Here is an 18,507-nt window from a genome sequence, read left to right as displayed (position 1 = left end):
CTAGCGCATCGCTACGCTCTGCGAACCTCAATCCTTCTCCCGCCGGGAGAGGGTTTTAGCCCCCGTAGCCCCGTCCGCCGCCGCCGAAGCCGCCGCGCGAGACGACCGTCGTGCGGCTCTGCACCCGCGACGGAGCCTGACGCGCGACGTCGGTCCCATAGTCGCGACCGTTGGCGACCTGACGACCCGTGCGGTAGTCGCGGCTCAGATAGCCGCCGCCGTAACCGTTCTGGTAGCTGCCGTTACGGTCGCGATACAGGCCGCCGCCGCCGCGATAGCCGCCACCGTTCAGCATCTGGCCGATGACGAAGCCGGTCAGCAAGGGGGTGAAGAACGATCCGCCCGAACTGTTGGGCCTGCACTGATCCGGCCCCCACTGACCCTCGCATTCCGACTGGGTCGCATAGCGCGGCGCGGTCGCCTCGGCCTGGGTGCGGGCATTGGCTTCGGCTGCGTCGCACTCCGTGTCGGTGATGTCGTTGGCGGCCTTGCACTCGTCCAGCGAGGTATAGGCCAGGGCCGGTTCGGGAGGCGGGACCGCGACCTGCGGTGCGCCGCAGGCGGCCAGCGAGAACGAGGCCGTGGCCATCAAACTGGTGACCTGCAGCGTCCGCGACCGCTTCAGGCGGCGCATGGTCTTGGTCTCGGCGGGGGAGGGAGTGTCGCTCATCTGGCCCTCAGGTCGTCATGCAGGCGGCGTTCAGCAAGCCGACGCAGATTGAAATGGACGCCAGATAGATGGCTGCGGCGATCTCGCCGGCTTCGATGCGGGCCGCCAGGTTCCTGAACGCCAGGCGGCTGATGGCGACGAAGACGCCAATCTGGATCACGCCGGCCAGGGTCGCCCAGGCCGCGAACTCCATCAGGCTGACGGTGTGCGACAGGGCCGAGGCCAGGGGCAGGACATAGCCGATCAGGGCGCCGCCCAGGGCAATGGCCGCCGCCGGGTTGCCGTCCCGGATCAGGGTCCGTTCGTGATAGGGCGTGACCCACTGGTAGATCAGCTTGAACGCCACGGTGAAGACCCCCGCCGCGGCGAAGGCGATGACGAAGGCTGTGGCCCCCGTCTGGAATGCGAACCAGTCCATCGTGTCTCTATTCCTTCGTTGCGAAACGGCTCACGCCGTGAACTCGCCGACTTCCAGGGGGATGCCGACCATGATCTCGTGGCTGATGTCGGCGGATTTTCCGGGGGCCTTCTCGGGCTCCATCTCAAGCGCCAGCATCAGTTCGCGCCCGCCTGCCAGGTCCCGCGCATAGAGCATGCAGGTCTGGAAGATCCGGCCGTAGGGGACGGTCGCCGTGCGGTCGTCCCAGATCGATTCCCACAGGGTCACCGGCGGCTGGCGCGCATCGCTCTCGGCGAACCAGTAGCGGGGATAGGACGGCAACTCCTCGGCTGCCCCGTCGAACACGGGCTCGCTGAGCCGATCGGTCCAGAGGCGGCGCTCGCGCGGACCGGGCGGATAGGCGCTGGTCCAGGGGATGAAGAGGGAGAAATCATAGGCCTCGGCACCCGTAGCGTCGTCGCTCATGGCCTGAAGCATCACATGATCGTCGGTGTAGAAGCGATGCACATGCTGGCCGCTGTCGAGGGCGATCGTGCCCTGGGCCGTGATCTCCAGCGCGTCGCGATCCAGGTTGAACACCGTCTCGGGCTGCAGCCGTCGCCAGGCCAGCGGGTCCAGCGCCACCGTCCGGCCCAGGGTGATATTGCGCACCACAGCCAGTCGATTGACGGGTTCCGCAGCAGGTTGTCCGCCGAAGAGACGCTTGAACATGGTCCGGTCTTTACGCCGCATCGCTCGCAGCCACGAATGAAATTCGCATCCTGCTTGTCGAACGTCAAGTGTTCATGTTACGCGTTACATGCAACATGATGGACGCCGCCGACATTCCCTTGTCTGCCCCCGGCACGGATCGTATCCGCGCCTGGCGGAAGGCGCGTCGCGACGCCGGTCAGGTCAAGCTGGAGTTCTGGGTCCCCCGTGACTGCCGCGACGATGTCCGGGCCGCCGTGCACGCCATCGTCACCGACTCGACCCGGGGTCCCGCGCTTGCGCCCCGCCGCCCACGCCCCACCTCCCTACCATCAACCGGAGCCGATCCTCACATGGACGCCGTCATCGAAACCGCCTGGACCGTTCCCGCCGTAAAGGCTGCGCTGGAAGACTCGCCGCTGGTTCGCGAGGGGGAAATGACCCTGCGCGTTCTGGAAGGGGCCGACCCCGTGCTGCTGGCGACCATGCATGAATACGGCGACCTGCCGATCTATCTGTCGGTCGGCGGGGCCCAGATCGTGGTCTCGGTCCTGCTGTGGCCCGTGTCGGAACAGGCCGACACCGCCCGCTTCAACGAGTTCCTGCTGAAGGCCCAGCGCGTCGTGCCCCTGTCCAACTTCGCCATCACCACGGTCGGGGATCAGGACGTCTATGAACTGATGGGCGAGCTGTCGTCGAAGACGACGCTTCAGACTATCCTGATCGAACTGCGGACGTTGGCGGAGAACGCCATCGACGCGACCAGCCTTCGCGACACCTTCGGCGCCGCCTGACCCTTCGGAGACTATAGACATGTCCATGCTCGCCAAACTCTCCGCCCTGTTCCGCGGCACCGCTCATGACGCGGCGCAAGGCGTCGTCGATCAGAACGCCCTGAAGATCCTCGACCAGGAAATCCGCGACGCCGACACGGCTCAGGGCAAGGCTCGCGACGACCTCGCCGGCCTCGTCGCCCGCCGCCGCATGGCCGAAAACGAACTTGCATCCTTCAGGGACCAGATCGCCAAATACGAAAGTTCGACCCGCGCCGCCCTCGGTCAGGGCAAGACCGACCTCGCCCGCGAAGTCGCAGGCCGTATCGCCGAGCTGGAATCCGAGATCGGCACGCACGGCCCGCTGATCGAGAACATGAAGGCTGCAGAGGCTCGCCTGCGCACCGCCATCGCCTCGACCGACCAGAAGATCGAGACCCTGCGTCGCGAGATCGACATCGTGAAGGTCAACGAAAGCGTCCAGCGCGCCCAGACCTCGGTCGCCCTGCAATCGGCCGGCGCCCACTCGCGGATCGGCTCGGCCGCCGACAGCCTGCAACGCATCAAGCAGCGCCAGGCTGTACAGGAAGAACGCCTGCGTGTCGGCCAGGAGTTCGAGGACAAGCGCACCGGCGCCGACCTCGACGCCAAGCTGAAGGAAGCGGGGATTCTGCCCGGTCATTCGTCGGCCGATGACGTGCTGGCGCGCCTGACGCAACAGGACGTGACGGTGGTTACGCCGCGCATCGGCCAGGCGACCCCGGCCGCGGATAAAGAGCCGGGCTAAAAGTCCTCCCCCATCGGGGGAGGGGGACCGCGTCTTCGCGGTGGAGGGGGTGAACCCCACACTCCGCTGCGCGCGGTTCGCCCCCTCCGTCACGGCGCTGAAGAAGCGCCGCGCCACCTCCCCCCAATGGGGGAGGACTGGAGATCACATGCAACGCCTCATCCTCCCCAACCGTCCCGACTGGCAGGCGAAGGCTGACAGCCTCGGCTTCACCTGGCACCACACCTCGGGCGATCCCTACTGGTCCGACGATGTCGCTTACGCCCTGACCCTTCAGGAGGTGGAGGAGGGGATCGAGGCGCCGACCGCCGAACTGCACCAGATGTGCCTCGACCTCGTCGACGAGGCGGTGAAGTCCGAGCGGCTGATGGCTCAGCTCGACATCCCGGAGAAGCTGCGGGACTACGTCGCCGACAGCTGGAAACGAGGCGATCCGTCGCTCTATGGCCGCTTCGATTTCGCCTATGACGGCTCCGGCCCGGCCAAATTGTACGAATACAATGCCGACACCCCGACCTCGATTTACGAGAGCGCCGTGTTCCAGTGGCTTTGGCTGGAGGACCGGATCGCCGACGGGTCGATCCCGGCCGACGCCGACCAGTTCAACAGCCTGCACGAAAAACTGGTCGCCCGCTTCCGCACCATCTTCCCGGACGGCGGCTTCGTGCATTTCTCGTCGGACCCCGACTTTGTCGAGGATCGCCAGACGGTTCGCTTCCTTGAGGACATCGCCAAACAGGCGGGTCTCGACCCGAAGTTCGTGGCGATCGGGGACATCGGGCTGAACGCCGACGGGCGGTTCGTCGACGAGGAGAACTGGCTGATCCAGGCGATGTTCAAACTCTATCCGTGGGAACAGATGCTGCGCGACGACTATGCCGAGCCCCTGCCGATGGCCGGGGTCACGGTGCTGGAGCCGGCATGGAAGTCGATCCTGTCCAACAAGGGCATCCTGCCGCTGCTGTGGGAACGTCATGCCGGCCACCCTAACCTGCTGGAGAGCTGGTTCGAGGACGATCCCGGGGCCTCGGCACTGTCGTCGGCCCACGTCCGTAAGCCCCTCTTCTCGCGCGAGGGCGACAACATTTCGATCGTGGAGCCGGGTGGTACGGAGGAAGGTATCGACGGTGGCTACGACGGCCGCGCCATCCTTCAGGCCGTTCACGCGCCGCCCGTCTTCGACGGCCGACACGCCATCATCGGCTCCTGGGTCGTGGGCGAGGAACCGGCGGGTATGTCGATCCGTGAGGACGAGGGGCGGATCACGCGCAACGTCTCGCGTTTCGTGCCTCACTTCATCCGCGACTGAACCCGCGCCGCTTGAACGCGGTGAGGCGAGGGGGCATGTGAATCCGATGCTCTCCCGCCTGTTTCCCAATCGGCCCGCCCGGCCGGCGTCGTGCACGCCGCCAGGCTGCGTGATCTGGGCGGTGGGCGATATCCACGGCCGTTCGGATCTGGCTGACCGCCTGATCCAGGCCATCCGCGCCGACCTCCACGCCGCCGGGGCTTCGCGCAAGGTGGTGGTCTTCCTCGGCGACTATGTTGATCGCGGGCTGGATTCCAGAGGCGTGCTGAACCAGCTGTGCAACCTCGCGGCCGATCCGGCGCTGGAGGTCCATCTCATCCGCGGCAACCACGAGGAGCGGATGGAGGCCTTTCTGCACGATCCGCAGGTCGGCCCGTCCTGGTGTGACTACGGCGGCCGCGACACCCTGGTATCCTACGGCGTCAAACCGCCTCCCATGCGGGGCGACGCCCAGGCCTGGGCCGACGCCTCGGGTGCGCTCGCAGAAGCCTTGCCGGAGTCCCACCGCGAGCTGCTGGCCGCACTGGAAAATTCGGTCTCCATCGGCGACTATTTCTTCGCCCACGCCGGCGCTCGCCCCGGCGTCGCCCTGGCGGTCCAGTCACCCGAAGATCTGATGCGGATCCGCCAGCCGTTCCTGGATCACGCCGGCCTGTTCGAGCAGGTGGTCGTCCACGGCCACACGCCGATCGAGGCGGTATATTCCGACGCGCGCCGGATCGGCGTCGACACGGGTGCCTATGCGACCAATGTGCTGTCGGCGGTTCGGCTCGAACGCGAGACGCGGGTCCTGCTGCAGGCGACCGGCCGCGCGGGCCGGGTCGCGATCACGACGTCTGCCTTGGCGATCTAGGCCGAGGGGCCGGCCCGTTTCGTGCGAAACGCCGTGCAGAGATCGGCCATGATCAGGTGGCTCAGGCTCCACGGCTCGATCAGATAGCGTCGCGCCAGCCGCTTCGGATCGTGGACCAGGCGGAACAGCCATTCGAGGCCCATGCGGCCCATCCAGCGCGGCGCGGCCTTCTGTTCTCCGGCCTCGTAGTCGAAGGCGGCGCCGACCGAGAAGACGGCGCAGTTGGGGAGGGCGTCCAGATTGTCGAGGATCCACAGCTCCTGTCGTGGCATGCCCATGCCGACGAACAGGATGTGCGGATCGAAGGCCTTCACCTCGTTCACGACGACCGTATTGTCCCGCGAGCCCGGGGTGGCGATGAAATAGCCGTCGCGCGCGCGGATGTCGGCGTTCGGATATTCGGCGGCCAGTCTCCCGCGCGCCCGCTCGACCACATGTCGTGCGCCGCCTACGTACATGATCCGCCAGCCCTTGCGGTCGGCCAGGCTCCAGAAATGGTCGCGCCAGTCCAGATAGGTGCAGCGGTGGAACGCCTTGCCGTGCAGGCCGAGAAGCTTGGCGAAATGGATCAGGGGGGTGGAATCGACCTCGACCAGATCGGCCCGTTCGTAGAACTGCTGAAGCCGCGGCTCCTTCTGCAGCAGGGCGAGGCTGTTCAGATTGTGATTGGCGATGAGCACCTTGCGGCGCGCATCGACCCAGGTCTCCACCTGGTGCAGAACCTCCTCGGGCCGGACCAGGTCGACGGTCTGACCCAGCAGGCGGACGCGCTCACGCTGACGACGGGCCTTGCGAAAGGGCACCCTGGCCTGCTGTCGGCGCTCGGTCGCAACGGTTTCGGGCAGGGTGATGCGAGACGCGTCGGTCATGCGCCTACACTGATCTCTCCGGCTCAAGATCGCGTAAGTGGACACGCTTAACAGGAGTTAGCGCCCGCCTTTTGCGCCGCCGGGGCGACTGGGCTAAGGCTGCCCGCGCTCTCGCTGGGAATGTTTTGATGCGCGTCACCATGATTGGTACCGGCTATGTCGGCCTTGTGTCCGGCGCCTGTTTCGCCGACTTCGGCCACACGGTCGTCTGCGTCGACAAGGACCCGTCCAAGATCGAGCGGCTGAACCGGGGCGAGATCCCGATCTTCGAGCCGGGACTGGAGCAGCTGGTCGCGGACAACGTCAGGGCCGGCCGGCTGGAATTCACCCTGGACGGTGCCGAGGCGATCCGTTCGGCCGATGTCGTCTTCATCGCGGTGGGCACACCGACGCGCCGCGGAGACGGCCATGCGGACCTGTCCTACGTCTACGCCGCCGCCGAGGAGATCGCCGGACTGGTCGAAGGCTTCACTGTCGTGGTCAACAAGTCGACCGTGCCGGTCGGTACCGGCGACGAGGTCGAGGCGATCATCCGCCGGGTCAATCCTGACGCCGACTTCGCCGTGGTCTCCAACCCCGAGTTCCTGCGCGAAGGCGCTGCGATCGAGGACTTCAAACGCCCGGACCGTGTGGTCGTCGGTACGGACGATGATCGCGCCAAGGCTGTAATGGCCGAGGTCTATCGCCCGCTCAGCCTCAACGACTTCCCCGTCATCTACACATCGCGCCGGACGTCGGAGCTGATCAAATACGCCGGCAACGCTTTCCTGGCGCTCAAGATCACCTTCATCAACGAGATTGCGGACCTGTGCGAACAGGTCGGCGCCGACGTGCAGCAGGTCGCAAAGGGCATCGGCCTGGACGGGCGGATCGGCTCGAAATTCCTCAACGCCGGCCCCGGCTACGGCGGCTCCTGCTTCCCCAAGGACACCGTCGCCCTGGTCCGGACGGCCCAGCAGTACGGCACGCCGGTCCGGCTGGTGGAGACGACGGTCGAGGTCAACGACGCGCGCAAGAAGGCCATGGCCGACCGTGTCATCGCGGCCTTGGGCGGCTCCGGCGCGGGCAAGACCGTCGGCATCCTCGGCCTGGCGTTCAAGCCCAACACCGACGACATGCGCGATGCGCCGAGCCTCGACATCGTCCCCGCCCTGATCGCTACCGGGGTCAAGGTCCAGGCCTATGATCCCGAGAGCATGCACGAAGCACGGAAGCTTTTGCCCGACGTCGACTATCGCGACGATGCCTACAGCGCGATCGAGGACGCCGACGCCATCCTGATCCTCACCGAGTGGGACCAGTTCCGTGCTCTGGATCTGGACCGGGTCAAGTTGCTGGCCCGCGCTCCGGTGGTCGTCGATCTGCGGAACGTCTATCGCCCGGCAGAGATGCGCGCTCGGGGCTTCGCCTACACCAGCATCGGGCGCGGGTGAGGCCCATGACCGTCGTGGTCACCGGGGCCGCCGGCTTTGTCGGCATGCACGTCGCAGAACGCCTGCTTCAGCGTGGCGAGACGGTGATCGGCGTCGATGACTTCAACGCCTACTACGACGTGTCTCTGAAGGAACTCCGGGCCCGCCGCCTGGCCGCCTGGCCGGGCTTCCGCATGGTCCGCGCCGACATCGCCGATGCGGAGGCGATGGCCGAACTGGTCCGGTCGTCGGGTGCCAGACGCGTGGTGCACCTCGCCGCCCAGGCCGGGGTTCGCTACTCGATCGAGAACCCCTTCGCCTACCAGCGCTCGAACCTGCAGGGCCACCTCTCGATCCTCGAAGCCTGCCGCCACAACGGCGTCGAGCATCTGGTCTATGCGTCCTCCAGCTCGGTCTACGGCGACCGGCCACTGGCAGGGCAGGGCTTCCGCGAGGACGATCCGACGGTCTCGCCCGTGTCGCTCTATGCCGCCACCAAACGCGCCTGCGAACTGATCAGCCAGAGCTACGCCGCGCTCTACGGCTTCCCCCAGTCCGGCCTGCGGTTCTTCACCGTCTATGGACCGATGGGCCGGCCCGACATGGCCTATTTCAGTTTCACCGAGAAGATCATGCGGGGCGACCCCATCGAGGTCTACGGCGAAGGGAAGATGGCGCGCGACTTCACCTTCGTGGACGATATCGTCGACGGCGTGGTCGGGGTGCTCGACCACCCGCCGGCCCGGGGCGGGCACGAGGTCTACAACATCGGCGACTCCAGCCCGGTCGGCCTGATGGACATGATCTCCACGCTTGAGGCGGCGCTCGGTCGCGAGGCGGTCAAGATCATGCGGCCGATGCAGGCCGGCGACGTCACCGCCACCTATGCCGATGTCTCAAAGGTCAACGCCCTGACCGGCTATGCGCCCAGCGTCGCGCTGGCCGAGGGGCTGGGCCGGTTCGTGACCTGGTGGCGGGACTGGCGCGGACAATGATACCTCCGCCTCCCCACGAAGGCAGGGACCGTCAGCTTCCGTAAGCCGACCGTCGCTATCGCGCTCGTGAAGCGGTGCTATATCTGCGCCCCATACGGTCGGGATTCGACCGCATTGCTCGTGGGGGGCGCACATGCCGGATCAAGTCACAGTCACAACCAACCAGGGCTGGTTCAGCCGCATCGGCTCGGCCTTTGCCGGCGTTCTCGTCGGTATCGTCCTGATCTTCGCCTGCGTCTGGGGGCTGGCCTGGAACGAGGGCAACGCCGTCAAGGTCGCGCGCGGCCTGACCGAAGGCGCCGGTGCGGTAGTCGAGGCGTCCGTCTCGCCGATCGACCCCGCCAACGACCAGAAACTGGTCCACGTCGTCGGCGTAGTCGCGGTGACCGCACCGCTGGAGGACAATGAGTTCGGCGTCTCCGCCACCGGCGTGAGGCTGTCGCGCACGTCCGAGATGTACCAGTGGCAGGAGGAGTCGACATCCGAGAGCCGCACCAAGCTGGGCGGCGGCGAGGAGACGGTCACCACCTATACCTACAGCAAGGTCTGGTCCTCGACCGCGATCGATTCCAGCGCCTTCAACACGCCGGCCGGTCACGAAAACCCGGAGATGTCGATCGAAAGCGCCGACATCTATGCGACCGACGCCACGCTGGGCGACTATCGGCTTGAGGAGAATGTCCTTAGCCAGGTGGGCGGTGCCCAGGCCCTTGATCTGACGGAGCAGACCGACGCCATCAATGCGGCCGCCGGCGAGGCCTCCAGCCACTCGGTGTCGCAGGGTACGATCTTCTTCGGCGAGAACGCGCAGACACCGGTCGTCGGCGACACCCGCATCTCCTATGAAGTCACACCCGCGTCGGAGATCAGTGTCGTCGCCCGTCAGAACGGCGACAACTTCCTCGACTACCGGGCCCGCAACGGCTCGGAGTTCCTGCTGGTCGCGGACGGCGACGTGCCCGCCAGCGACATGTTCCAGTCGGCCCAGGACGCCAACAACATGATCGCCTGGATCATCCGCGTCGTCGGCATGGTCCTGCTGATGGTCGGGTTCGGTCTGATCCTGGCACCGTTCGGGGTGCTGGCTGACGTCCTGCCGCTGGCCGGGACGATCGTCCGGATGGGCACGGGCCTGATCGGCTTCGTGCTGGGTCTGATCGTCGGGACGGTGACCATCGCCCTGGCCTGGCTGGCCTTCCGCCCGATCACCACGATCATCATCCTCGCCATCGGCGGTGCCATCGCCTTCGCCGTCTACCGGTTCGGCCGGGGGCGTTCGAAGAAGAAGCTGGCCGCGGAAGCCGCAGCCGCACCTGCGGCCTGACGTTTCCGCCCCCTGACCTTAGCTCAGGGGCATGACGGGCGGGGAGGGCCATGTCCTCCCCGCCCGTTCTGCGCTTCCGTCCCGATAATGATTTCGCCGTCGCCGTCCTTGGCCTGGCGTCCCGACGCGAAGATGCAGGCGCTCGCCGGCTCAGTCCGCCTGGGTCTTCAGCCAGGCGATGATGTCCGCGCGGCGCTGGCCGTCCTTGATTCCAGGGAAGGTCATCTTGGTGCCGACGATGTGCTCCCGCGGCTCCCCCAGGAAGTCGTAGAGCCGCTGCTCGTCCCATGCCCCGCCCGCCGCCGCCATCGCGGTGCTGTAGCGATAGTCCGGCACCGTCCCGACCGGTCGCCCGACGATCGCATGAAGGCTCGGCCCGACCCGGTTCACCCCGGCCTCGACAGTGTGACAGCTGCGGCACTGGCCAAAGCCCATCCGCCCCGCCTCTACGTCGCCGGTCAACAGGGTCACGTCGGCGACCTGGACGGCTGGGGTCTCAGGCTTGTCGGGCCGCGGGGGTTCGCCTGAGCAGGCCGCCAGCAAGCTCGCGCCGAGCGGAATCAGGACTTTGAACAGCTTCATGGACGCTCCCGGTTTGGCAGCGGACCTAGGCCGTGGTCCACAGGCCTGTCAACGCGACGAGACGCCCGTCTTGGAGCCGTAACGAAGCGGGTCTAAGCGGGGCAACCACAACCGTCATGGTGTCCCGATGTCCCGACCGCTCGCCCGCCTTGTCTCCCTCCTCGCGACCTGCGCCCTGGCGACTTCGCTCACGGTCCCGACCGCGTCGGCCCAGACGGCTCCGGCCGCGCCCGAGCGCCCGTCGCTGGTGGTGACCATCGTCGTCGATCAGCTCGGCTCCAACCTGTTCAACCAGTATCGCGACAGGTTCACCGGCGGCCTCCACACCCTGGCGAGCCGCGGCCTGGTCTACGCCAACGGCTTCCAGCAGCATGCGATGACCGAGACCTGTCCCGGTCACGCGACCATCCTGACCGGCGTTAACCCGGCCAGCTCCGGCATCCCGGCCAACGACTGGATCGACCGGGCCACCGGCCAGGAGGTCTATTGCCTCGCCGCGCCCGAAAACACGCTCGCCCACGGCCGCAACACCGACAACGGCCCTGTCGGCCCCGGCAATATGCGCGCAACCACCCTCGGCGACTGGCTCAAGGCGCGCGAGCCCCGGACCCGCATCTTCACCCTCTCGGGCAAGGACCGGGGTGCCATCGCCCTGGCCGGCCATCACGGCGACGGCGTCTTCTGGATGACCGACGGCTTCGGCTTCACCACCTGGGTCGAGCCGGGCCAGACGGCCGAGGCGCGGCTGGCGGCCGTCGCCGGTGTCAACGCCCGCATCAATGCGCGCCTCGCCGCGTCGCCGCCGACCTGGACCTATACCCGGCCCGAGTGCCGCGCGCTGGAAGGTGAATGGACTGTCGGAACCCAGACCTTCCGCGCCACCCTGCCGCCCGTACGCGGCTTCAAGCTCGATACCTCTCCCGTGCTGGACGAACTGACACTGGAAGCTGCGATCGATCTGCTGGACAGCCAGTCGCTGGGTCGTCGTGGCGTGACCGACGTCCTCGGCGTCAGCCTCTCGGGCACCGATCGCATCGGCCACGCCTTCGGCACCCAGGGACCGGAGATGTGCGAGCAGATGTACCGTCTCGACGCCGCCCTGGGCGTCTTCCTCGCCCGTCTGTCACAGATTCCGGGCGGCGTGGTCGTCGTCCTGACCGCCGATCACGGCGGATCGGACTTCCCCGAGCGGATGCAGGAGCGCGGCTACCATGACGCGGTGCGGGGTGATCCCGCTCTTCTCGGCCGGATCAATACGGCGCTGAAGGATCGGTTCGACCTCACCACGCCGCCGCTCGCCTATGGCGGCTCCGGCCTGATGGTGGTGGGCGAGGGCAATATCGAACTGGCCGATCCGCGCCGGGACGAGATCGCCGCCGCCGCCGTCGAACTGCTGCGCGCTGAACCGAACGTCGCCGGCGCATGGACCATCGAGGCGGTCCTGGAGTCGCCCATGCCCCGTCCCGGTCAGAGTCCCCAGGAACTGACCCTGCTGGAACGCAACCGCCTCGGCGCGGTCGAGGGTCGCTCGCCCGACATCGTCGTCTCCCAGTGGCCCAACACAACCACCATCCCCGGCAGCGCCACCGGCACCCTGTCCACCCACGGCACGGCCTGGGACTATGACCGCGGCGTGCCGATCGTCTTCTGGTCGCCGAACATGCAGGGCCAGGAGCGGTTCTTCCCCATCCGTACCATCGATATCGCCCCGACCCTGGCCGCCATCGTCGGCGTCGAGACACCCGCCACGGTCGAGGGGCGCTGCCTCGATCTGGGCCTCGGCGGTGCCTGCCCGGCGAAGTAACAGAGACTCACTTCTGGTTTCCCGGGGGGGAGCCGTCCTTCCCCCGGGCGCGTTTCGTGGCACAACAGCGTCAGGGAAACGCGACCGGCCAACGGGACCATCATGAACAGAGCACGCCGCGCGCGCATCGTCGCGACGCTGGGACCGGCCAGCCGGGCTCCCGGCATGGTCAAGGCCCTGGCCCAGGCCGGGGTCGATGTCTTCCGACTGAACTTCAGCCACGGCTCGCATGAAGACCACGCCGCCAACCTCAAGGCCGTGCGCGGGGCCGAGCTGGCGCTGAAGCGTCCGCTGGGCGTGCTCGCCGACCTGCAGGGGCCCAAGCTGCGCCTCGGCCGGTTCGCTGACGTCGAGATTTCGGTGAAGCCGGGGCACAGGATGCGGTTCGACCTGGACCCCACGCCCGGCGACGCGACCCGGGTACAGATGCCGCATCCGGAAATCTTCAAGGCCCTGCGCGAAGGCATGCTGCTGCTGCTCGACGACGGCCGGGTCCGGCTGCGGGTGGGCAAGCGCACCGACGAATGGTGCGACGTGACGGTCGAGAGCGGCTCGAAGCTGTCGGATCGCAAGGGCGTCGCCGTGCCCGAGGCCATCATCCCGGTCTCTGCCCTGACCGCCAAGGACCGCGAGGACCTGAATTTCGCTCTGCGGATCGGCGTCGACTGGGTCGCTCTGTCTTTCGTTCAGAAGGCGGAGGACATGGCCGAGCTGAAGCAGATCGTGAACGGCCGGGCCGCCTGTCTGGCCAAGATCGAGAAGCCCCAGGCGCTCGACGCGCTCGAAAGCATCCTCGACTACTGCGACGGCGTCATGGTCGCGCGGGGCGACCTCGGCGTCGAAATGCCGGCCGAAGAGGTCCCGGTCGCGCAGAAACGCATCATCCGCGCCGCCCGCCAGCGCGGCGTGCCGGTCATCGTCGCCACCCAGATGCTGGAATCGATGACCTCGTCGCCCGCCCCGACCCGGGCCGAGGCCTCCGACGTCGCCAATGCGGTCTATGAGGGCGCCGACGCCCTGATGCTGTCGGCCGAGACGGCGTCCGGCGACTATCCGCTGGAGTCCGTGGGCATCATGAACCGGATCATGGAACGGGTCGAAGCCGACCCCCTGTGGCCCAGCCTGATGGACGCCGAACACGCCGGCATGGACGATTTCGACGCCGACGCCCTGGTCGCCGCCGCCCGCAAGGCCGGCGAGGCCCAGTCGACCGCCTGCATCGTCGTCTTCACCACCCTCGGCGGCACCGCGCGCCGCATGTCGCGCGAACGCCCGCTCCAGCCCGTCCTTGCCCTGACCCCCAAGCCCGAGACAGCGCGCCGCCTCGCCCTCGTCTGGGGTCTGGAGCCGCGTCTGGGCAAGGAGCCGACCAGCCTCGAGGACGTCACCGAGGACGCGGTGAACTCGGCGATGGAATACGGCCTCGCCCAACCCGGCCAGCGCATCCTGATCCTCGCCGGCACGCCCTTCGGCGCCCCGGGGGCTGCGAATCTCCTCCGACTGGCGCATGCTCCGGCCAAGAAGGCGAAGCGCTGATCCTGATCCCTCTCCCGGCGGGAGAGGGCTTGAGCGCCCGGGAGCGCAGCGATCGGTCTTCGCGCGAAAGGGTGAGGGGCTGATCGTGGGAACTGGACGTATCGACCCCTCACCCGACCACGCCAGAACGACGGCTTTGCCGTCGTGCGTGGTCTCCCTCTCCCGCCGGGAGAGGGAGGCCTGTCCATGATCAAATACCTCGGCTCCAAGCGGGCCCTGCTGGATCCGATCGTCGCCGCCGTCCGCACCCTGCTGCCGGAGGGCGGCCATGTCTGCGACCTGTTTTCCGGCACCGCCCGGGTCGGCCATGCGCTGAAAGGGGAGGGGTTCAGGGTCTGGTCCAACGACCACAACGCCTATGCCCACGCCCTCGCCACCGCCTATGTCCAGGCCGACCGTGACGTCTGGCATGACCGCGCCGCCGCTGTCCTCGCCGACCTCGCCGCCACCCCGCCGTCGCCCGGCTGGTTCACCAAGGCATTCTGCGAGGATGCCCGCTATTTCAGGCCGGAGAACGGTGCCCGCATCGACGCCATGCGCGACCGGATCGACGCCATGGGGCTGGAGCCCGAACTCAAGGCCATCGTCCTGGTCTCGCTGATGGAAGCCGCCGACCGGGTCGATTCCACCGCCGGCCTGCAGATGGCCTATATGAAGTCCTGGGCCGCGCGGGCGTTGAAGCCGCTGGAGCTTCGGATGCCGGCGCTGCATCCCGCCGCCGCCGCCGCCGCCGGTCCCTGCCGCGCCACCCGGGCCGATGCGCTGGAGACCGCCGCCGCCTTCGACGGCGATCTCGTCTATCTCGACCCGCCCTACAACCAGCATTCCTACCTCGGGAACTACCATGTCTGGGAAAGCCTGATCCTGTGGGACCGGCCCGAGACCTATGGCATCGCCAACAAGCGGATCGATGTGAAGACACGCAAGAGCGCTTTCAACTCCCGCCCCGGCATCGGCCCGGCGCTCCAGGCGGTGATCGAGGCGATCCGGGCCCCCAATCTGATCGTGTCCTTCAACGACGAGGGCTATCTGAGCCGCGATCAGCTGGTCGAGATGCTGTCGGCGCGCGGCCATGTGCAGGTCGTGGAGATCCCGCGCCCCCGCTATGTCGGTGCCCGGATCGGCATTCATAATCCCAAGGGGGAGAAGGTCGGGGCGGTCGGGCGTCTGCGCAACGTCGAATACCTGTTCGTCGTCACCGAACGGCCCGTCGCGCTCGCCGCTTGACCATTGGTGGAACGAGGGTCTCACTGTGTCGTTAAGTCGGCATGGAAGAGATGATCGTGAACCGGGGCCCAGACTATCGCACGCGTCCGGGTGCCGTTCGCGACGCCGTGACCGCCTGGCAGACCGCCGCCTGGCGCGCGCCCGGTGCCACCCGATTCGACAGCCGCCCGGCCAACGACTTCCTGTCCCGCGCCGACGCCATCGCGTCTGTGACGTTCGAGATTCAGCCCGAGGTCGAGGAACTGCCCCGGTGGATCATCGTCGTTATCGGCGCGGTTGTCGCCGCGCTGATGGGTGCCCTGCTCGGTGCCATGATGGCGGTATAGCCGCCGACAACCTTGTCATCCCGGCCGAAGCGAAGCGGAGAGCCGGGACGGGAAGGTCGTATTTTCAACGGTCCCGGGCGGCCCGCAGGGCTGAACCGGGACAAGGTCGCCAGATCGCACATCGCCCCGGATGAGCTTTGCTCTCCGGGCCACCGCCGAGAATCAGCGACTCACGTCCCGGCTCTCCGCTTCGCTTCGGCCGGGATGACAAGGCCAGCGGGCGACTGGGAAAGAAGCGCCCGGATCGGCGCCCAGCTGCGCCGGTGGATGGCGCAGGGGCCCATCGCCTTCAGCGCCGCCTGATGGATCGGGGCATTGTAGCCCTTGTGCGAGGCGAAGCCGTAGCCGGGGTATTCGGCGTCCATCTCGATCATGACGCTGTCCCGCGCCGTCTTGGCGAGGATGGAGGCCGCCGCGATCGACAATGACAGACCGTCGCCGCCGACCGCTGTCTCCGCCTCGCAGGGCAGTTTGAACCGGTAGTTGCCGTCCACGAGGGCCGCTTTCGGCTGCACGCTCATCGCCTCTATGGCCCGGCGCATGGCCAGGCCCGTGGCCTGCAGGATGTTCAGCGAATCGATCTCCTCCGGCGAGGCGAAACCGACGCCCCAGGCGATAGCCCGCGTCTTGATCTCGACCGCCAGGGCCTCGCGCCTTGACGCTGTCAGGGCCTTGGAGTCGTCGATGCCTTCGGGGATGTCGTCAGCGCTCAGTATGACCGCGCCCGCCGACACAGGCCCGGCCCACGGCCCGCGCCCGGCCTCGTCGACGCCGCAGACCAGTCCGCCGACCCGCTCCGACAGCAGGGTCTCCAGCGCCAGAGTCGGGAATGTCCTCGCCGTTCTGGGTTTGGCCTTTCCGGTCACGACGCGCCCATGGCCCGGACGTCCTCGTAGCGTAAGCAGCCGGCGACGTGGTCGTTGACCATCCCGGTCGCCTGCATGAAGGCATAGACGATCACCGGGCCGCAGAAGTTGAAGCCGCGTTTCTTCAGCGCCCTGGCCATGGCGACCGAGGTCTCGGTCTGGGTCGGGACATCGGCGAAGGTGGCGGGGCGGGTCTGGATCGGGTGACCGTCCACGAACGACCAGAGCCAGGCGGAGAAGTCCTCGCCGTTGTCCCGCATCTCGACGAAAATCTGCGCGCCCCGGATCGCCGCCTCGATCTTGGCGCGCGAGCGGATGATGCCGGGATCGTTGAGCAGCCTTTCGCGGTCCGCATCGTCGAACCTGGCCACCACATCCGGGTCGAACCCGGCGAACGCTGCCCTCAGCGTCTCGCGCTTCCGCAGGATGGTGATCCAGGCCAGCCCGGCCTGGAACCCGTCCAGCACCAGCTTCTCCCACAGCGCCCGCGCGTCATACTCGGGCACGCCCCATTCGGTGTCGTGATAGGCCACATACAGCGGGTCGGTCCCGCACCAGGCGCAGCGTCCGGAAGATTCGGTCATGGAATTTCCGCAAAGGCCCGCACGGGAAAGGTGCCGAAGTCGATGATCCTGGGCGGGGCGGCGCTGAAGCGGAAACCCTCGTCCGGCACACCCTCCAGCCCGCGCAGATGCTCGACGATCGGAATGCCGGCGCCGAGCAGAACGGTATGGATCGGCCGGGATTTTCCACGGGTGTCGTCGATATTGTGCGAGTCGATACCCACCAGGGCGGCTCCGGCCTTGACCAGATGATGCGCCGCATCTTCGGACAGGAACGGATGCTCTTCGAAATAGGCGTCCGTCCGCCAGTGCCGATCCCAGCCGGTGTGGATCAGGACGGCCTTGCCGCCCAGGTCGAGGCCTTGAAACGCGGACAGCGCCACGGCCTGCATACCGCTCGCACGTATGACGACGCCCGGCAGGCAGACCAGACGTTCCAGGCTCAAGGCACCGAGATCGTCGCCGTCGGCATAACGGTGGAATGGCGAGTCGAGATAGGTTCCGGTGTTTCCCACCATCTCGATCCGCCCGATCTGAAACTCCGTATCGCCGTCATAGAGGCCGCGCGAGGCTTCACGGCTGAGGTGATCGCAGATCAAGGGCGCGGGCAGACCCTTATAGGTGATCATCCCGTCTTCGATCGTATGGCTGAGGTCCACCAGGCGCATTGGTCAGTCCTGAAATTCTCTGTCTTGAGACGCCCTGCCTTTCAGGTTCGAGCCCTCAAGTCTACTCCGCCATCCACTCCGGCCGCCGCACCGTCACCGCCCGCCCCTCCACCGTCAGTTCGCCGTCGATCCGGTCCAGCCGCAGCAGCGCCACGGCCGCGCCGTCCCGCCCCGTCATCACCTCGCCTGCCCGCAGTTCTCCGTTCAGCACCTCGGTCCCCGGGGCCGGGGCAGGCCCCTCGAACACAATCGGCAGCATCCGCTTCTTGATCGCGCCGCGCCGCTTCATCCGCGACGTGGTCTCCTGACCCACGAAACACCCCTTGGCGAAGTCGATGCCGTTCAGCAGGTCGAAATTGGCCTCGATCGGATAGGTCCCGTCATCGACGTCCCGCGCCGGGTCGGGCACCCCGACCGCCAGCCGGTGCGCCTGCCAGTCGTCCTCGCCCGCGTTCGCGCCATGCTCGCCGATGGCACGCCCGCCGAGGTCCGCCGTGCGCGGATCGGCGGTGAAGCCTTCGGCGACGCCCGGCCAGCTGACCAGCACGGGCCGCTCATCGGCCGCGACCTCGACCCTGGCCCTCAACCGGTACATCGACAGCCGCTGGATCAGGGCGTCGCGCCGGTCCGCCGCCACGTCCAGCACCGCTCCATCGCCCTCGCCCCACAGGAACAGGTCGAACAGCAGCCGCCCGGGTGGCGACAGCATCGCCCCGAACCGCAGGGCACCCGGCTCCAGCGTCTCCACGTCCTGGGTCAGCAGATTGTGCAGGAACGGTTTCGCGTCTGGTCCGCTCACCTTCACGAGGGCGCGACTGTCGAGGCGGGCGATGCGATCGGTCATGGGCATCAG

Annotated in this window: 19 protein-coding genes and 2 pseudogenes; 11 read left to right on the top strand and 10 right to left on the bottom strand. The window is 67.5% G+C overall.

Features of this window, described 5'->3' with window-relative positions:
* Positions 1-55 precede the first annotated feature (55 nt).
* Genes ACW18A_RS11900 through ACW18A_RS11890 form a run of 3 tightly spaced genes read right to left on the bottom strand, consistent with a single transcriptional unit; the run spans position 56 to position 1,781 of the window.
* Positions 56-670, bottom strand: a complete 615-nt coding sequence (locus ACW18A_RS11900) for a DUF1190 domain-containing protein (protein ID WP_492021925.1) — start codon at positions 668-670, stop codon at positions 56-58.
* 7 nt (positions 671-677) lie between these two features.
* The gene (locus ACW18A_RS11895) at positions 678-1,088 is read right to left on the bottom strand and encodes a DUF350 domain-containing protein (protein ID WP_492021924.1); all 411 of its coding nucleotides are present in this window, start codon (positions 1,086-1,088) and stop codon (positions 678-680) included.
* Between the two features lie 30 nt (positions 1,089-1,118).
* Positions 1,119-1,781 carry a YjfK family protein gene (locus ACW18A_RS11890; protein ID WP_492021923.1) on the bottom strand — a complete coding sequence of 221 codons (663 nt, stop codon included), beginning with the start codon at positions 1,779-1,781 and terminating at the stop codon, positions 1,119-1,121.
* 74 nt (positions 1,782-1,855) lie between these two features.
* Between ACW18A_RS11890 and ACW18A_RS11885 the strand changes: the two genes are divergently transcribed.
* From ACW18A_RS11885 to ACW18A_RS11870, 4 genes are all read left to right on the top strand, one after another.
* The gene (locus ACW18A_RS11885) at positions 1,856-2,554 is read left to right on the top strand and encodes a YjfI family protein (protein WP_492021922.1); all 699 of its coding nucleotides are present in this window, start codon (positions 1,856-1,858) and stop codon (positions 2,552-2,554) included.
* Between the two features lie 19 nt (positions 2,555-2,573).
* Positions 2,574-3,320 carry a PspA/IM30 family protein gene (locus tag ACW18A_RS11880; protein WP_492021921.1) on the top strand — a complete coding sequence of 249 codons (747 nt, stop codon included), beginning with the start codon at positions 2,574-2,576 and terminating at the stop codon, positions 3,318-3,320.
* A 148-nt stretch (positions 3,321-3,468) separates the two neighbouring features.
* Positions 3,469-4,629, top strand: a complete 1,161-nt coding sequence (locus ACW18A_RS11875; RefSeq protein ID WP_492021920.1) for a glutathionylspermidine synthase family protein — start codon at positions 3,469-3,471, stop codon at positions 4,627-4,629.
* Between the two features lie 46 nt (positions 4,630-4,675).
* Positions 4,676-5,482 carry a metallophosphoesterase family protein gene (locus ACW18A_RS11870; protein WP_492021919.1) on the top strand — a complete coding sequence of 269 codons (807 nt, stop codon included), beginning with the start codon at positions 4,676-4,678 and terminating at the stop codon, positions 5,480-5,482.
* On the opposite strand, the gene ACW18A_RS11865 is transcribed toward ACW18A_RS11870, so the two are convergent.
* Positions 5,479-6,351, bottom strand: coding sequence for a WecB/TagA/CpsF family glycosyltransferase (locus ACW18A_RS11865; protein WP_492021918.1), 873 nt, complete (start codon positions 6,349-6,351; stop codon positions 5,479-5,481). The genes ACW18A_RS11870 and ACW18A_RS11865 overlap by 4 nt on opposite strands.
* A gap of 128 nt (positions 6,352-6,479) precedes the next feature.
* On the opposite strand from ACW18A_RS11865, the gene ACW18A_RS11860 reads away from it, so the two are divergent.
* From ACW18A_RS11860 to ACW18A_RS11850, 3 genes are all read left to right on the top strand, one after another.
* On the top strand, positions 6,480-7,784 hold the full coding sequence (locus tag ACW18A_RS11860; RefSeq protein ID WP_492021917.1) for a UDP-glucose dehydrogenase family protein: 1,305 nt from the start codon (positions 6,480-6,482) through the stop codon (positions 7,782-7,784).
* A gap of 5 nt (positions 7,785-7,789) precedes the next feature.
* Positions 7,790-8,758: an NAD-dependent epimerase/dehydratase family protein gene (locus ACW18A_RS11855; RefSeq protein ID WP_492021916.1), complete on the top strand. Its 969-nt coding sequence runs from the start codon at positions 7,790-7,792 to the stop codon at positions 8,756-8,758.
* Between the two features lie 133 nt (positions 8,759-8,891).
* On the top strand, positions 8,892-10,082 hold the full coding sequence (locus ACW18A_RS11850; RefSeq protein WP_492021915.1) for a TMEM43 family protein: 1,191 nt from the start codon (positions 8,892-8,894) through the stop codon (positions 10,080-10,082).
* A 150-nt stretch (positions 10,083-10,232) separates the two neighbouring features.
* On the opposite strand, the gene ACW18A_RS11845 is transcribed toward ACW18A_RS11850, so the two are convergent.
* Positions 10,233-10,664 carry a c-type cytochrome gene (locus tag ACW18A_RS11845; RefSeq protein ID WP_492021914.1) on the bottom strand — a complete coding sequence of 144 codons (432 nt, stop codon included), beginning with the start codon at positions 10,662-10,664 and terminating at the stop codon, positions 10,233-10,235.
* Positions 10,665-10,791: 127 nt separating this feature from the next.
* Between ACW18A_RS11845 and ACW18A_RS11840 the strand changes: the two genes are divergently transcribed.
* From ACW18A_RS11840 to ACW18A_RS11825, 4 genes are all read left to right on the top strand, one after another.
* Positions 10,792-12,468: an alkaline phosphatase family protein gene (locus tag ACW18A_RS11840; protein WP_492021913.1), complete on the top strand. Its 1,677-nt coding sequence runs from the start codon at positions 10,792-10,794 to the stop codon at positions 12,466-12,468.
* A gap of 102 nt (positions 12,469-12,570) precedes the next feature.
* Positions 12,571-14,004 (top strand): pyruvate kinase, encoded by a 1,434-nt coding sequence (gene pyk / locus ACW18A_RS11835; protein WP_492021912.1) that lies wholly within the window; start codon positions 12,571-12,573, stop codon positions 14,002-14,004.
* A gap of 186 nt (positions 14,005-14,190) precedes the next feature.
* The gene (locus tag ACW18A_RS11830; RefSeq protein WP_492021911.1) at positions 14,191-15,231 is read left to right on the top strand and encodes a DNA adenine methylase; all 1,041 of its coding nucleotides are present in this window, start codon (positions 14,191-14,193) and stop codon (positions 15,229-15,231) included.
* Positions 15,232-15,287: 56 nt separating this feature from the next.
* A complete protein-coding gene (locus ACW18A_RS11825; protein WP_492021910.1) occupies positions 15,288-15,557 on the top strand; it encodes a hypothetical protein in 270 nt (89 codons plus the stop codon).
* A gap of 64 nt (positions 15,558-15,621) precedes the next feature.
* Here the strand turns inward: ACW18A_RS11825 and ACW18A_RS11820 are convergent.
* The 5 genes and pseudogenes from ACW18A_RS11820 to ygfZ all read right to left on the bottom strand — a co-directional run bounded on the left by ACW18A_RS11820 (position 15,622) and on the right by ygfZ (position 18,498).
* Positions 15,622-15,812 (bottom strand): annotated as a pseudogene (locus tag ACW18A_RS11820) (hypothetical protein).
* A pseudogene (rnhB, locus tag ACW18A_RS11815) lies at positions 15,785-16,378 on the bottom strand (ribonuclease HII); the annotation flags it as partial. The pseudogenes rnhB and ACW18A_RS11820, both read right to left, overlap by 28 nt.
* A 41-nt stretch (positions 16,379-16,419) precedes the next feature.
* A complete protein-coding gene (locus ACW18A_RS11810) occupies positions 16,420-17,007 on the bottom strand; it encodes a DNA-3-methyladenine glycosylase I (protein ID WP_492021909.1) in 588 nt (195 codons plus the stop codon).
* Positions 17,004-17,654, bottom strand: a complete 651-nt coding sequence (locus tag ACW18A_RS11805; RefSeq protein WP_492021907.1) for a cyclase family protein — start codon at positions 17,652-17,654, stop codon at positions 17,004-17,006. Before ACW18A_RS11805 ends, ACW18A_RS11810 begins: the two co-directional genes overlap by 4 nt.
* Before the next feature lie 61 nt (positions 17,655-17,715).
* Positions 17,716-18,498 (bottom strand): CAF17-like 4Fe-4S cluster assembly/insertion protein YgfZ, encoded by a 783-nt coding sequence (gene ygfZ / locus ACW18A_RS11800; protein ID WP_492021906.1) that lies wholly within the window; start codon positions 18,496-18,498, stop codon positions 17,716-17,718.
* Positions 18,499-18,507: the final 9 nt, after the last annotated feature.

The organism is Brevundimonas sp. AVps5 (genome assembly GCF_058681515.1).
The sequence above is the reverse complement of the archived record's forward strand: the minus strand, read 5'-3'. Positions and strand labels throughout refer to the sequence as shown.